15 protein-coding genes are annotated in these 14,846 nt (G+C 65.4%); 8 read left to right on the forward strand and 7 right to left on the reverse strand.

Going from position 1 to position 14,846, the window contains the following annotated elements; all coding sequences use genetic code 11:
• Positions 1 to 45: 45 nt before the first annotated feature.
• Entirely contained in the window at positions 46 to 1,002 is a 957-nt protein-coding gene (locus tag R2669_RS15425; RefSeq protein ID WP_316901036.1) for a TauD/TfdA dioxygenase family protein, read from the forward strand.
• A 10-nt stretch (positions 1,003 to 1,012) separates the two neighbouring features.
• Here R2669_RS15425 and R2669_RS15430 read toward each other — a convergent pair whose 3' ends face one another.
• Positions 1,013 to 2,539 (reverse strand): M20 family peptidase, encoded by a 1,527-nt coding sequence (locus R2669_RS15430; RefSeq protein ID WP_316901038.1) that lies wholly within the window; start codon positions 2,537 to 2,539, stop codon positions 1,013 to 1,015.
• A gap of 180 nt (positions 2,540 to 2,719) precedes the next feature.
• Between R2669_RS15430 and R2669_RS15435 the strand changes: the two genes are divergently transcribed.
• From R2669_RS15435 to R2669_RS15460, 6 genes are all read left to right on the forward strand, one after another.
• Positions 2,720 to 4,138, forward strand: a complete 1,419-nt coding sequence (locus R2669_RS15435) for an aminotransferase-like domain-containing protein (RefSeq protein ID WP_316901040.1) — start codon at positions 2,720 to 2,722, stop codon at positions 4,136 to 4,138.
• Positions 4,139 to 4,209: 71 nt separating this feature from the next.
• On the forward strand, positions 4,210 to 4,665 hold the full coding sequence (locus R2669_RS15440; protein WP_147215390.1) for a DUF3005 domain-containing protein: 456 nt from the start codon (positions 4,210 to 4,212) through the stop codon (positions 4,663 to 4,665).
• A gap of 109 nt (positions 4,666 to 4,774) precedes the next feature.
• Positions 4,775 to 5,986 (forward strand): type II secretion system inner membrane protein GspF, encoded by a 1,212-nt coding sequence (gene gspF, locus R2669_RS15445; RefSeq protein ID WP_316901042.1) that lies wholly within the window; start codon positions 4,775 to 4,777, stop codon positions 5,984 to 5,986.
• Positions 5,987 to 5,989: 3 nt separating this feature from the next.
• Complete coding sequence (locus tag R2669_RS15450) at positions 5,990 to 6,478, forward strand: GspH/FimT family pseudopilin (RefSeq protein ID WP_316901044.1); 489 nt, start codon at positions 5,990 to 5,992, stop codon at positions 6,476 to 6,478.
• Entirely contained in the window at positions 6,465 to 6,869 is a 405-nt protein-coding gene (gspI, locus tag R2669_RS15455) for a type II secretion system minor pseudopilin GspI (protein WP_316901046.1), read from the forward strand. The genes R2669_RS15450 and gspI overlap by 14 nt, the downstream gene beginning before the upstream one ends.
• On the forward strand, positions 6,869 to 7,492 hold the full coding sequence (locus R2669_RS15460; protein WP_316901048.1) for a PulJ/GspJ family protein: 624 nt from the start codon (positions 6,869 to 6,871) through the stop codon (positions 7,490 to 7,492). The genes gspI and R2669_RS15460 overlap by 1 nt, the downstream gene beginning before the upstream one ends.
• 9 nt (positions 7,493 to 7,501) lie before the next feature.
• Here the strand turns inward: R2669_RS15460 and gspK are convergent, their stop codons facing one another.
• Both gspK and R2669_RS15470 read right to left on the reverse strand, forming a co-directional pair.
• Entirely contained in the window at positions 7,502 to 8,476 is a 975-nt protein-coding gene (gene gspK, locus R2669_RS15465) for a type II secretion system minor pseudopilin GspK (protein WP_316901050.1), read from the reverse strand.
• Entirely contained in the window at positions 8,473 to 9,216 is a 744-nt protein-coding gene (locus R2669_RS15470; protein ID WP_316901051.1) for a hypothetical protein, read from the reverse strand. The genes gspK and R2669_RS15470 overlap by 4 nt, the downstream gene beginning before the upstream one ends.
• Before the next feature lie 505 nt (positions 9,217 to 9,721).
• Between R2669_RS15470 and R2669_RS15475 the strand changes: the two genes are divergently transcribed.
• On the forward strand, positions 9,722 to 10,957 hold the full coding sequence (locus R2669_RS15475; RefSeq protein ID WP_316901053.1) for a substrate-binding domain-containing protein: 1,236 nt from the start codon (positions 9,722 to 9,724) through the stop codon (positions 10,955 to 10,957).
• Positions 10,958 to 11,069: 112 nt separating this feature from the next.
• Here R2669_RS15475 and R2669_RS15480 read toward each other — a convergent pair whose 3' ends face one another.
• From R2669_RS15480 to R2669_RS15495, 4 genes are read right to left on the reverse strand one after another with little or no spacing between them, the layout of a single operon-like run.
• A complete protein-coding gene (locus R2669_RS15480; RefSeq protein ID WP_316901055.1) occupies positions 11,070 to 11,555 on the reverse strand; it encodes a YbjN domain-containing protein in 486 nt (161 codons plus the stop codon).
• A 32-nt stretch (positions 11,556 to 11,587) separates the two neighbouring features.
• Positions 11,588 to 12,292 carry a hypothetical protein gene (locus tag R2669_RS15485; protein WP_316901057.1) on the reverse strand — a complete coding sequence of 235 codons (705 nt, stop codon included), beginning with the start codon at positions 12,290 to 12,292 and terminating at the stop codon, positions 11,588 to 11,590.
• A gap of 11 nt (positions 12,293 to 12,303) precedes the next feature.
• Positions 12,304 to 14,085, reverse strand: a complete 1,782-nt coding sequence (locus tag R2669_RS15490) for a putative porin (RefSeq protein ID WP_316901058.1) — start codon at positions 14,083 to 14,085, stop codon at positions 12,304 to 12,306.
• A 40-nt stretch (positions 14,086 to 14,125) separates the two neighbouring features.
• Positions 14,126 to 14,842 carry a TonB family protein gene (locus tag R2669_RS15495; RefSeq protein ID WP_316901060.1) on the reverse strand — a complete coding sequence of 239 codons (717 nt, stop codon included), beginning with the start codon at positions 14,840 to 14,842 and terminating at the stop codon, positions 14,126 to 14,128.
• Positions 14,843 to 14,846 lie beyond the last annotated feature (4 nt).

Consider the following 14,846-nt stretch of genomic DNA (forward strand, 5'->3'; position numbering starts at 1 on the left):
CGGGCTAATTAGCATGGTCCATCGCCATCTTTTGCCGGAGCCGCCATGCCAGACGATCACAACGCCGCCATCGACACCACGTTCGGCACCCTGCGCGTACGCCGCGTGGCCGGACATATCGGCGGAGAGGTGCTCGACCTCAAGCTCGACGCCGACCTGGCGGAAGACACGTTCGCGAGCCTGTATGCGGCGCTGCTCAAGTACAAGGTGTTGTTCTTTCGCGACCAGCAGCAGTTGGACGATGACCGGCACCAGGCCTTCGGCAGGCGCTTCGGCCGCATCGTCGCCCACCCGACCGTGCCGGCGCCCACCGGCACGCAGCTGTTTGAACTGGACGCGTCGAAGGGCGGCGGCCGCGCCGACTCCTGGCATACCGACGTGACGTTTCTCGATGCGTTTCCGAAGGTCTCGATCCTCCGCGCGGTGACGATTCCGGCTTACGGCGGCGACACGGTCTGGGCCAACACCGCCCGCGCCTATGAGCAGTTGCCCGACCCGCTGAAGCAGCTTGCCGAGCAGCTCTGGGCCGTGCACACCAACGATTACGACTACGGTGCCGAACGCACGCAGATCGACAGCGCACGCCTGCGGCACCACCGCGATGTCTTTACCGCCTCGGTGTATGAAGCCTCGCACCCCGTGGTGCACGTGCACCCGGAGACCAGCGAACGCGCCCTGCTGCTCGGGCATTTCGTCAAACGCTTCACGGGCTTGACGGGCAGCGAATCGACGCGGCTGTTCGAACTGCTGCAGAACCGCGTGACGCGGCTGGACAACACCGTGCGCTGGCAATGGCGCCAGCACGACGTCGCCATCTGGGACAACCGCGCCACGCAGCACTACGCCATCAACGATTACGGCAACCAGCCGCGCCTGGTACGCCGCGTGACCGTGCACGGCGACACTGCCATCTCAGTGGACGGCAGCCGCAGCACGCAACTGCGCAGACCCGAAGCCACCAACGACGCGCACATCGACACGCTCGTGGCCAACGCCCACTGACCCACCGATATCAAGCCCCGGCCGCCTGCTGCACCAGCCGGTGGTAGAACCGGATCAGCTCCACCAGATTGGCCTCGGTGATCCGCTCGTTGGTGCCGTGAAAGCGCGGCAGGTCTTCCGGCTTGGCGCGCACCGGCGAGAACCGATACACATGGTCGGCAATTTCGATCATGTGGCGCGAATCCGTCGCCCCAATCATCAGCCCGGGCGCCACGACCGTGCCCGGGAACAGCTCGCGCACCGTCTTGTTGATCAACTGATACGACGCTGATTGCGTGGGCGACACCGGCGACGCTTCGCTGGAACCCGGCAGCCGGGTCAGCTCGAACTTGCCTTTGGGCGCGGCCGCCTTGGCGGCGTCTTCCACGTGCGCGGTGACGGAGGCGATGGTGTCGCCGGGCAGCAGGCGGAAGTTCACCGTGGCCTCGGCGCGGCCGGGCAGCACGTTGTCTTTGTTGCCGGCCTGCACGATGGTCAGCGCGGTGGTGGTACGCAGCATGGCGTTGGAGCTGCCCGATGCTTCCAGTTGCTTCTGCACCAGCGGCCCGAACAGCCACAGGTTGGACAGCGCCACGCGGCTGAAACCCTGCATCTCGGGCGCCAGCGTTGCAAACATCTCCTGCGCAACGCCGCGAATGCCGGCGGGCAATTGATCGTCATCCAGGCGCTTGAGCGTGGCGCTCATCATGGCGATGGCGCTCTGCCCGTGCGGCGGCGGCATCGACGAATGCCCCGGCGTGGCCCCGACCTTGAGTTGCACGGAGAGAAAACCCTTCTCTGCTACGCCGATCAGCGCCGCCGGTTTGGTGAGCCCCGGCAGCACGCCCTCGGTAATCAGCAGCCCTTCGTCGATCACGAAGTCGAGACGCTCGCCGCGCGATTTGAGCAGCGCGGCGATCTGCTTGGCACCACGCTCGCCGCCCACTTCCTCGTCGGCGCCAAAGGCCAGGTGGATGGTGCGGCGCGGCTTGAAGCCGCTAGCCGCCAGCAGCTCGATGGCTTCCATCTGCGAGATCAGGTTGCCCTTGTCGTCCCATGCGCCGCGGCCCCAGACCATGCCGTCCTTCACCACGCCGTCAAAAGGTGGCTGGGCCCAGTCGCCTTCCGTACCGGGGGCGATGGGCACGACGTCCTGGTGCGCCATCAGCATGATGGGCTTGAGCGATGGGTCGGAGCCCTTCCAGGTGTAGAGCAACGCGAAGTCGCCCACCTGCTCACGCTGCAGAACGGCGTGCGCCTTTGGATAACGCGCCTCGAGCATGGCGTGCAACTGGCGGAACTGGTCGGCGTTCAGCTGCGCGTCGGTGGCGCTCGATACGGTGCGTGCGCGTACGGCTTCGGCCAGGTGCGCGGCGGCCGCCGGGCCATCCACCGCAACCGGCGTAACGGCGGGCACATCAAGTTGGCGCGAGCTGTGCCGCCACGTGTTGACGGCGACGGCTGCCGCCAGTGCCAGCAGGACGACTGCAACCGCCAACAACAAGCGGCCGACAACGCGGCCTGCCATCCCATGACGTCGCTTGAACGAAGCCTTCATTCGTCTCCCCTCTCTTTCGGTATGCGCAGTTGTTGAACCAGGAACGCAAGTATCACTGCAACTCGGTGCATTCGCCACTTGCCCGGGGGCTGGGTTTCCCAGGATTACAATGCGCTGAACAGTTGTGAACAGTCTTTGCCAACTGTCTCGTAGCTTTCACGCTCTACAGCCGTTCGCGCCATGAAACTCCAGATCGACCCCGCCACCCGCGTCCCCATCTCCGACCAGATCGTGGCCGGCGTGCAGGCATGGATCGGCGGCAATGACGTGCGCCCCGGCGCCAAGCTGCCGTCGATCCGGCAACTGGCGGCCGACTACGGCATCAGCCGCTTCCCCGTGATCGAGGCGTATGACCGGCTGGTGTCGCTGGGGCTGCTGGACTCGCGGCACGGCTCCGGCTTCTACGTGGCCGAGAGCAACCTCACCGGGCGCGACGGGCGTGGCTGGTCGGACCCGCGCCGGGCGGAGGCCGAGTCCAAGCACATCTTCGAGCAGTTCAGTTACCCCGACGGCATGCTCAAGCTCGGCGGCGGGTTCGTGCCGGCCGACTGGCGCGATGTGGAAGGCCTGACGCAGGCCATCCGCCAGGTCTCCCGCACCGACACGCACGCCGTCATCGACTACTCGTCACCGCTTGGCAACACCGCGCTGCGCCATCAGGTCATGATGCGTGCGCGGCAGCTCGGCATCCAGGCCGACCAGCCCAATGTGCTGATCACCGCCGGCACGAGCCAGGCGATCGACTTGGTGATGCGCCACCTGCTCAAGCCCGGCGACACGGTGTTTGTGGAAGACCCGGGCTACTACACCGTGTTCGGCCTGCTGCGGTTGCACGGGGTGAAGCTGGTCGGCATTCCGCGCCGCAGCGACGGGCCCGACGTGGAAGTCACCGAAGCGATGCTGCGCGAGCACCGGCCCAAGCTGTTCTTCATCAACAGCGTGCTGCAGAATCCCACCGGCTCGGTCGTGTCGCCGCCGGTCGCGTTTCGGCTGCTGGAGCTGGCGCGTCGCCACGGCTTCACCTTTCTGGAAGACGACATCTTTGCCGACCTGCAGGCCGATCCGACCGCGCGGCTGGCGACGCTGGACCAGCTCGATCATGTGATCTACGTGGGCGGGTTTTCCAAGACGGTGTCGGCATCGCTGCCGGTGGGTTACCTGATTGCCAAGCGCGAGCTGGTGCATGACCTGACCAACGTGAAGATGCTCACCAGCGTGGGCGGCTCGCGCTTTGCCGAGGCCGTGGTGAGCACGCTGCTGGAACGCGGCGCCTATCGCAAATATGTGGAGCGGCTTCGCCAGCGCGCGGGTGACTCCGTCATCGCGTCGCTCGATGTGTTGGCGGATGCGGGCTGGGAGGTGTTTCACCACCCGTCTGGCGGCAACTTCCTGTGGGCGCGGGTGCCGCATGTGGAGGACTCGCGCGATCTGGCGGCTACTGCCGAAAAGCACGGTGTGACGCTGGCGCCAGGGCACTACTTTCGCCCGAATCTGGAGGTATCGCCATGGGTGCGCATCAACAGCGCCTATGCGACGGAGCCGCGTGCGGTGGCGTTCCTGCAAGAAGCGGGGCGCCAGCCTGGCCGCAAGCGCGCCTGACGCAAGGCCGGGCACGCACGTTGCGGCGCTGTGGAGGTTCATGCCGCATGCAGCGGCGCAGGAGCCCGATCATGCACAACGCCGAATACAACGAAGCGCAGCCCCAGCCCGAAGAACCCGTGACGCGCCGGCCCGAAGGCGCCAAGCTGACGCAACCGCCACCCGATTCGCCGCGCAACGACCCGCTTGCGCGCGCCTCCCGCCGCATCCTTTCCGTCGACGCCGCAGGCGCCGAAGCGACTGACAACACCGTCGATACAGACGGCAAGGGGCTGGAGGCGGCGAAGAGCGCGTCACAGTGGCAAGACAACGTCATCTACTCCAACGCGTCGCTCGACAACAGCCGCCCCGAACCCGACCCCGCAGCGCCCATCGCCGGGATCGACAGCCGGCCCAGCCAGGGCCAACCGACCATTGCGACGCAGCCCGGCCAGCACGTGGTCATGCGGGGCGTGGTCGATGAAACCGCCCGCAACGGCACGCGCGCGGCACAGCGGTTTTCATTGGAAGACGACGAGCAGCCTTAGCATGGGGCGTTGACACGTCCGTGCAAACTTTCCCACACCGAGGCGCCATCTTTCTGCCCTAAAGTCGGTCCGGCTTTGCTGATGAACCCGCAAGCGCTCGTTCAAGCTCATGCCGACCTTCCGTTACGAGGCCGTTACGCCGGCCGGACAACTTCGCCGTGGCGTCATCGACGCGGACGGCAGCCGCGGGGCGCGCACGCTGCTGCGCTCGCGGGGCATGACTCCGATCGACGTATCGGCGGTGGCGGAGCGCGCTGCGGGCGGCCGCCTCGGGCTGTTGGGCCAGCGGCTCGGCACGACAGAACAGGCGCTGTTCACGCGGCAGCTCGCCAGTCTGCTGACGGCGGGCCTGCCGCTGGACGAAGCGCTCTCCGCGCTCGCCGCTGAAGCCGAACGCGACTATGTGCGCGACTTGGTCAGCACGCTGCGTTCGGAGGTGGTCGGCGGCCAGTCGCTTTCCGGCGCATTGGCCCGGCACCCGCGCGACTTTCCCGACATCTACCGCGCCCTCGTCTCCGCAGGCGAACACACGGGGAAGCTGCACGTGGTGCTCGCTCGTCTGGCCGACTACATCGAAGGCCGCAACGCCCTCACGCAAAAGATCAAGCTGGCCTTCACCTACCCTGCCGTCGTGACCGTCGTGGCATTCGGCATCGTGGTCTTCCTGCTGACTTATGTCGTGCCGCAGGTGGTGGGCGTGTTTACGACCACCAAGCAGAATTTGCCGACGCTGACCGTCGTCATGCTCGCGTGCAGCGACTTTGCGCGGGACTGGGGCTGGCTTGCGGCGCTCTTTGTCACCGGCGTGGTGGTGAGCATCAAGCGGCTGCTGAAGCGACCCGGCCCTCAGCGGGCATGGCACGGCTGGCTGCTGGGCGCGCCGCTGGTCGGGCGGCTCGTGCGGGGCTACAACACCGCGCGCTTTGCCAGCACGCTCGCCATCCTCATCAGCGCGGGGGTGCCGATCCTGCGCGCGCTGCAGGCGGCGGGAGAAACGCTGAACAACGTCGTCCTGCGCCATAACGTAGAAGACGCCATCAGCCGTGTCCGTGAAGGCACCTCGCTCTCGCGTGCGCTGGCGCAGGCCAACCGGTTTCCGCCGGTGCTGGTGCATCTCATCCGCTCGGGCGAATCCACCGGCAACCTCGCGCCCATGCTCGACCGTGCCGCCGAAGGCGAAACGCGCGAGCTTGAGCGCCGCACCCTGTTCATCACGAGCCTGCTGGAGCCGGCGCTCATCCTGAGCATGGGCGTGATGGTGCTGCTGATCGTGCTGGCGGTGCTGATGCCGATTCTCGACATCAACCAGATGGTGCACTGAAACATGACCCTGTGGCCCCGTATCCGCGGTCGTGACCGCTCTCGTGCCTTCACGCTGCTGGAGATGCTGGTGGTGGTCGTCATCATCGGCATCGTGATGGGTGCAGTGGTCGTCAACGCGCAGCCGAGCAAGCGCAATGTCCTGGAGCAGCAGGCCCAGCAGCTCGTCTTCCTTCTGTACGCCGCCCGCGACGAGGCACGCCTGCGCGCGCAGCCCATCGTCTGGGAGGCGACACCGCAGGGCTACCGCTTCCTCGTGCGCGAACGTGATACCTGGCAGCCGTTGCAGGACGATGTACTGCGCGGCGGCGCGTGGCGCGAGCCGCTGTCGGCGCTGTCGTTCATGCAGGCGGGGCGCGCGCCGCAGTCCGGCACCGTGCGGGTGCTGTTCGGTCGTGAAGCCATCGAGCCCGCCATCACGATTCGCCTCGCGCGCGACGATGCGCAGGTCGATATCGTCACCACGGGGCCCGGGCGCTATGTCGTGCAGTAGCGCACGCGGCGGCAATGGGTTCACGCTGCTTGAGGTGCTGGTGGCGCTTGTGATCGTCGCCGTCGCATTGGGCGCCTGCCTGCGGGCGACCGGCATGCTGGCCGATTCGAGCGCCGGCATGCGTGAGCGCACGCTGGCGCAGTGGAGTGCCACGAATCATCTTGCGCGCATGCGACTGATGGGCGTGTTGCCGCCGCCCGGCCTGCAGCGCACGCAATGCAGTCAGGGGCGCATCGCGCTCGTCTGTGAAGACACCGTGATCACGCTGGAGAACCCCGCGTTCCACCTCGTCGTCGTGTCGGTCTATCGCGCTGATGAGGGCATCGACACACGCGTGCGCCTGGCGCAGGTGGCCACCGTGCTCACCGCCCCCGCCAGTCCGGCCCTGTGATGCGGCGCGCGCGTTCGCCCGGTGGCTTCACGCTCGTCGAAATGGTGATCGCCATCACCATCCTCGCGATCATTGCCTTGATCTCGTGGCGCGCGCTGGACGGCATCATCCGCGGCCAGCACGCACTGGCAGACAACCTGCAGGAGACGCGCGCCATCGATCAGCTCTTCGAGCAGCTCGACACGGATTTTGGCGAGACCGTACGAGACGATGACCTTGGCGAACCCGCAGTCGCGTTTGGCGGGGGCGACCTGCGTATCGTGCGATGGCTGCGCGAGGCCACACAGCCTACGCGCTGGCAGGTTGTCCGGTATCGCCTTGAAGGGGATGCGCTGGTGCGCGAAACTTCCGCGCCGCTCAATGCCCGTGGCGCTGCGCGCGACGCCATCAAGGAGGTGCTGCCGGAACGGCTGGTGCTGGTCGAGCACACTTCGGCGCTGCAGGTGCGTGGCTGGTCCAGGCAGGGTTGGCTCGCCTCCCCGCCGGATGCATCGCAACCGGCGTCTCTGGCCGCCGTACCGGGCATGCTGCGGCGCATGTCACCGAACACCGTGACCGGGCTCGAAGTGACCATCACGGTGAGCAATGCGTCCTATACCAAGGTGATGCTGCCAGACCTTTGACGCAGAGCCTTAGCCGTCGATGCCGGGCATGGCAGGCTCCCGCACCCACAGCACCGTTGTGCGATACCGCTCACCGATGCCTTCGCGCAGGATCAACGCGTCGAGCAAGCGCGTCGCGCGCCCGTTGCGCAATCGGCTGTGTGCGATGAAGTAGCGGCTGCGCGTCTCTAGCAAGACGTCTTGCTGCTCGGGCAATGCCGGCGCAATGGCTTTCAGCCGATTGGTCAGATCGGCCGCATCACGAAACCACGCACGCTCGCGGCTCGACACCAGCGCCGCTGCCTGCCCCGGCGACAAACCCTGGATGGCCGCCTGCAGCACCTCGGGCGCCGCCGTGTTTGGATTGATCGACGTGGGCTCAGGCAACACGACCACGTACGGCGCCAGCTTGCGAACACCGTCGACGGAATAGCCGGGAATGCGCAGCAGGTCTTCCGGCTGTTCCAACGGCAACGCCGACGATGTCCTCGCATCCAAACCGCGCAGGATGGCCGTCGCCGTCAGCATTGCCAGGGACGGATCGAGATCGGCCCTGGTGAGCAACTGCTGATACACGCGCACACCCTCGGGCCGGATGCCCGGCGGCTTGCCGCCTTCGGCCGCCGTCACCAGCGTGTTGAGGTTGAAGCGTGCCTGCGCATCTTCGATGGTGCCGTCGACGCGCATGTCGTTCGCAGCGTTGAAAGTCTGCACTGCCGTCTTTCCCAGCACGGTCGCCACAGGCAGGTCATGCACGGGCAACGCCCAGCGCTGGCCAAGATGATCGGCCGGCGTGGTGCGGGCGTTCTCGCGCAACAGCAGGCGCGCCCATTCAACTGACGCACGCTGCATCCAGACGCTATCGGTGCGCAGACGCTGCGCTTCCACCGTGCGAATGGCGGCGCGCTGGCCGGCAAACATCGTCGCCACGAGCGTGACCGCCATGGCGACCACCAGCAGCGCGGTGACCACCGCTGCGCCGCGCTGCTGCGATGCGCGCGTCATGCCTCGCTCCGCCGCAGGTAGGCCCAGAATGCACCCACGTCATCCGCGCTTACGGCGGGCTGCGTGTCCTCCAGATAAGACTGCGACAAGCTCACCTCCTCCATATGGAACAGATGCTGTTGTGATGGCAGCAGCGTTGCGCGCGGGTGTGCGTAGTGCGCGCGAAAGAAGCGCGGCGGCGATGCGCGCGGCACATGCAGGTCATGCACGTCGCGCACCGAAGAATCGAACCAGAAATGCAGCCAGCGCCCACCGCGCTGCCGCCCCGCCAGAATGAAACCGGCATACGACAACAAGATGTACGGCACGCTCGCGGGCTGCAGTGCTTCGTACGCCCAGAGGTTGCGCAGCGTCGCGTAGTCCAGTAACGCAATGAAGCGCGCAATGGACAGCGAAGGCGCATGCTGCGGCCGCTTCATGAACGCGAAGTGCCACTGCCATTGCGAAAGGAAGCGCTCGCGGTTGCGCTGCGCGAGCGCGATATCGGCCTGCTGCGCGACGGTGATGTCGGACGGCGCCTCACCATTGCGCACCAGCGGGCAGCGCAGCCGCTCGCCGTTGATATGGCTGAAGCGCGGCTTGAGCTTGTCGCTCTTCGAGCCAATCACATACAGCGCCCCGTGGCAGATGGGACAACGCGCGCGGGGCACGTGTTCTGCCCTTGCCAGATGACCAAACTCCTCGAGATACATCGCTACCGTCAACATGCGTTCTTCGGTCGGATGCAAAGCCAGATTCATGAATGGACCTCATGGTTGAATGACTCCGCAGCGCTCCCCTTCCTGTAAGGCTTTGCATGATGCAAAATGCCCCGCTCTGCTTTGGAACAGGATCGAAAAGCAACACGCATCCCTGGCTAACCACGCCATGCTTGTATTCAATTGAATTTCAATCAGAATGCAGTCATGCAATTCAATTGTTTGGATTGCATTCCGCATGCATGGCGCAATGCCATGCGTCCGTCACGTCTGAAACTCAAACGTACCGTTCGCCTCTAATTGACGAACGCCGCCCCGCAAACCCGCATAACGCATCTAGTTTTCGGCTTTTCTTTTTCGCCCGATCTCATGACCAAGGCGCATGAGCCGGCTCCATCGTTTCTTCATCTGCTTATCCCGCCTGATTCATGCGCGGCATCAATACTTTGCATGCCGATGTGAATCAACGCATGGATGCACCGCATGAATGCACATCGGCAAACAACAACACTTGTATTTGCTGATACCCATTCCTCTGGAGCACTCCATGAAGCTGAAGCAAGTCATGATTCAAGCCGCCTGCGCCGCACTGGCCATGGGCTCGGCCGCCGTGGCATTTGCCGGTACGCAACCGAACCCGAGCCCGGCATCGCCGGTGGTCGTGGGTGGTGGCGCGTCGCTGCCCGAGTTCCTGTACAGCTCGGAAATCGCCGTGTTCGGCCCGAACCACATCTACGCCGTGACGGGTAGCGGCGGTGGCAAGACCGCGCTGACCACCAACAACCCGGCTGCGTTCAACGCTGCCTACGTCACGCCGCGCACCGACACGACCGTGCACTACGCCGGCAGCGACTCGGTCCTGAGCGCTTCGGACATCAGCGCCTTCTCGCCGCGCGCCGGCACGGACGGCGCCCTGGTGCAGATCCCGTCGGTGGGTACGGCGGTTGGCATTCCGTTCAAGAAGACGGGCCTGTCGACGCTGACGCTGAACGACAACCAGCTGTGCGGCGTGTTCTCCGGCAAGATCACCGACTGGAGCGCGATCACCGGCGGTGCTGTTTCGGGCCCGATCACCGTTGTGTACCGTTCGGATGGCAGCGGCACGTCGGAAATCTTCACGCGTCACCTGAATGCCGTTTGCACGACGGGTGCCTCGGGCAATTCCAACGTGGCCTTCGTGACGAGCACGAAGTTCACCGACAGCTTCCCGGGTGGCGTGGTGCCGTCGAACTTCGTCGGCGGCAACCTGAGCGCCGGCGTGCGTGACGGTGTTGGCGCAGGCAACGCCATCGGCTACCTGAGCCCGGACTACATCAACAAGACCCTGGCTCCGCTGTCGACCGTTGCTACGCAAAACCTGACGGCTGCCAGCCTGGTGAACAGCAACAACGGCGTGACGTACACCCCCAGCTCTGCCAATGCCACCACGGCCCTGAGCAACCTCACGCTGCCGACGCTGTCGTCCAACCTGGCTGATCCGAACACCTGGGCATTGACCGTTGCCAACCCGGCAACCGGCTACCCGATCGCCGGCCTGACCTACCTGGACCACGTTCAGTGCTACTCCGACGCCACAGTGCTGAGCAAGATCCAGACGTTCCTGGATCGTCACACCACGTACTCGGGCACGAACAGCAACGCCGGCCGCATCCTTGGCAACGGTTTTGCCCAACTGCCGAGCGCTCTGGTCAGCCTGATTCGTGACAACCTGCTCAACAACGTGAACGGCAAGAACGTCAACATCGGCAACACCACGGCTTGCGCAGGCAAGGCTGGTCGTTAATCGATAGCGACACGGGCAGCGGTTCGCCGCTGTCATGAGGTTTGGGCCCGGCAATGCCGGGCCTTTTTCATGGTGATGCCAATGCAGCATCCAAGCAGAACGACTAGCCGCGTTACTGCACAACGGCTTCCGAAGGCTGTGCGGCGACGGCATCCAATGCAGTGGTCTGCCTTGTCGGCTCATCGCGGTAGTTGCGCAGGTACACGAAGAACTCGCCCATCATCTGCATCCACAGTCGGATCTGCGTGACGAGGTGCTCGGTGGAGATGCCACCGGCAGCGATTACGTCCATCTCCAGCACCACGAAATCGCCATGCTGCGCCAAACGCGCAAAGCGGCGCGAGCGGTGCCAATCGGCAATCAAACCTTCGGGCAACGTACCGCCCTGCACGCGCAGCGGGCAGCTCAGCGTGAGGTCCGCATAGTGGCCCGGTTCGATGGCGTTGCCCCACAGAATCTGGAAGCTGATGCCATGGCTGGCGCTGGTGAGATACGTGATGCCGCCCTGCTCGATGGCGTTGACGGCGCCGCCGGCGGCCTTGATGGCGTCGGAGACATCGTTGGGGGAAAGCGTGGTCAGCATGGACATGGTCGTCATGTGCGTAAGTCCAACAGGAGGGAGAGGAACACTCAGGGCGCCTTGGGCGCTTCTGCGTGTGGGGCGGACGCGTCAGACACGGGCGCCGGCGTCGTAACAGCGCGCGGGTCGAAACGCCCGTCGTACAGCTTGTCGCCATACTCCTGCGCGATTTGCTCGTACTTGACGCGCGACCTGGTGGCGAACGGTTGGCGGGCGGCGATGACGGTGGTCACGTCCATCGATTCGTAGGCGTTCAGGACTTCCTGGCCGACGGCGTAGAGCTTGGCGTTCTTGGCCTCGCATTGCTGCAAAGCCGTTTGCTGTGTGACGGATGCGGTGACCAGCTTCTGCCGCTCGGCTTCGCTGGCGCGGGCGCGGCGCAGAAGTTCTTCGTACGCAGCGCGCAGTTGCGTGATCTGCGTGTTGGCCTTGTCGGCCACGGTCTGCGCTTCGCGATGCGCTGCGGCACTGCCTTCGCTCAGTTGGCGGGTGCGGGCACGTTCTGCATCGAGCTGGGCGCGCAGGTCGGCCAGTTCTTTCTTGGAGGCATCAGACGCCGGTGCGTTGCCGCCACCGGCTGCCTGCAATTGCGCGAGCTGCGCTTGTGTTTGCTGTAGCTGCGTGGTGGTCGCGCGCAACTGCGCACGCAGGCGCTCCTCCATGCTCGGCTGTTGCGCCAGCGCGATGCAGGGCGCCAGCGAAGCCATTGCCAGCAATGCCAGCAGCAAGCGCGAAGCGATTCGGGTCTCATCCACGGCAAATCCCCTTAGAACTTGGCGTTGAAGTCGAGCTGCAGCGTGTCGATCGACAGGCGCGGGCCGGTGACTTCACGCGTGGAGATCCAGCGGCCGGTAAACCATGCGTTCTTGTCCACCGCATACGAGCCGCCGAAGTAGTAACCGCGCGCATTGGTGCCGCCACCGTGGAAGGTCGAATCGTTGTAGCCGTCGGGCATGGAGTCGGCCTCGATGCGCTTGTAGCCGGCGAGGATGTTCCAATCGCCGCGAGCGGTCGGCGCGGGCTTGCCAAAGGTCGCCTGGAACATGTACGCGTTGCCGCCGCTGCGGAAGTCGGAGCGGCTGGTCCCGCCCGTGCCGCCGAAGTTGTTGACGATGCCGTTCGGCCCCGCGCGATTCCACATCTTGTCCGGGTCGTAAGCCAGGTTGCGGATGTAGTTGCCGTCCAGCCGCAAGCCGTAGTTGCCCATGACCTTCGTGTCCCAGCGGGCGTTCAGGTCCAGCAGGTGGAACTCGGAAGCCAGGCCGACGTACTGCGGCATCGGCGTGTTGGCCGGGTCGAGCGGATTGAGCGCGATGCTGCGCAGGAGCATCAGCGTGTTGCCCTTCTGCATAAACGCGGGGCGGGACCAATCCGTGCTGCAACTGTCCTGGCCGGCATACAGCGCGCACGGCTGCGATACCTGGCCGCTCACGTTGTTGAAGTTGTAATACGCGACCGCACCGCGCAGCGTATTGCGGCTGTCGAGCTTCCATTCCGCGCCGGCCTGGGCCGCGAACAGCCACTTGTTCTCGCTGGCGCTCTTGTCCTGGCTGCGGCTCGGGAAGCCGTCGGCGGAATACTCGAGCGGGATCACGCCCACCGTGCCGAACAGCGTGAGCGATTCGCCGCGCAGCGTCTTGCTGAAGTTGGCGGCAATGCCGTCAAAGTTCAGGTCTTGCGAGAACAGCGTGTCGGTCGACCAGAACGGATTGCCGAAGCGCCCGCCCGTGATCGTCACCCAGTCTGCCGGCTTGTGCGAAATCCAGGCCTGATCGAGCCACACGTTCTTCTTGCTCAGGCCGCCGCCCAATGTCTGCGTGGTCGACACCGGGTTGTTGTCGCTGCCCGATGCCAGCCGCACACCGGCCTGCGTGCTCTCGGAGATGTCCGCGAAGATGCCCAGCCGCGCACGCACCTTCCATTGGTTGCGCCGGTTCTGCGAGGTGTTGAGCAGCGGCGGCAGCTTGGTGTTCGTGTTGGTGTTGACGTCGAAACCGCTGCCGGCGTTGATGGCTGCCCAGTCGATTTCGATGTTGCTGTTCTGGCTGGAGAGGAATCGGGACTCATTGCGCACGCGCACATCGCCTTCGACCCGAATGCCCTGCGTCCAGGCGGGAATCGAATCCGGCGCGGCCCAGCGTTCGGACTTGGCCTGCGCGAGCACTTCGGTCTTGACCTCGTCACGAATCTGATCGCGCACGGTCTGCGGTACATACGGCACGCGCACATCGCCGGGCTCAGGCTTGACGCCGGCCGCGGTTTGCGTGGGTTGCGCCGTGGCTTGTGCGGCGACCTGGCGCTGCAGCTGCTGCGTGGCTTGGGCCTCTGCGCGGGCCTGTGCGAGCAGTGCTTCGCCCACGTCTTTCTTGAGCGCACCGCTCTGGATCAGGCCGCGGATCAGCTTGACCATTGTGCTGTCGCCCGTGGTGGCTTGCGCGTGTACGGTGCCCGATGCAATCAGCAGACCGACCGCCGAGGCCAGCGCCGCAGCGCGGAAGGAATGAGTGATTGGGTTGAGTGCCATGTTGTTGGAAGAGGTGCGTTGCATGCTGGAGTGCCGGTGCGACTGCCAAGCCGGCATGTCGTTGTTAACCGGCGGGCCGCTTGCCTTGCAGCGTCACGCGCTGCGGAAACTGCAGCGATGCCGGCGGGCGTTCGTCCACCTTCTCGATGCTGCGCAGGGCGGTGAGCACGGCCTGATCGGTGTCGGCATTGCCGCTGCCGTGTACGAGTTCGACGCGTGTGAGGCGGCCGTTCGGGTCGAGCCACACGTTCACCTGCATCAGGAAGACGAGGCGGCGCGCACGCTCATCGCGTGACAGAGCCTGCTGCAGCACGTAACCGAAATAGCGGCCGTACGTGGCATTACCTCCACCAGCGCCGGTGCCGCTCATGCCGCCGCCCTTGCCTGCGCCAATGCCGAAAGCGTCCGTGCCGGCCTGGCCCTCGGCGTTCATCGTCACGGGGTCGGACAGGTCCTTCGCGGGGTTGGGCGTGTCCTCAGCCGGCTTGGGTTCTGCCGGTGTGGGCTCGGGCTTGGGCTCCACCACTTCGGGCTTCACCTTTTCGGGTTCGGGCAATTTCTCCGGCTGCGGAGGCGGCGGCGGTGGAGGCGGCGGCTGCAACACCAGCATGGGCGTGGAAGGCGCCTCGCGCTTCGTGCTGGCCGTGCCCGCCAGCAGATACCACACCACCGCCACCGCGATCAGCGCCACCACGGCGCCGATTGCATAGCCGCCCCAGCGCCGCCAGAAGGCGGGCGGCGCCTCGGCCGTGGATGTGGACGGATTCAGGTCGAGCTGCATGATC

The organism is Ralstonia edaphi (assembly GCF_958350185.1).
In the GTDB taxonomy this organism is placed as follows: Bacteria; Pseudomonadota; Gammaproteobacteria; order Burkholderiales; family Burkholderiaceae; genus Ralstonia; species Ralstonia edaphi.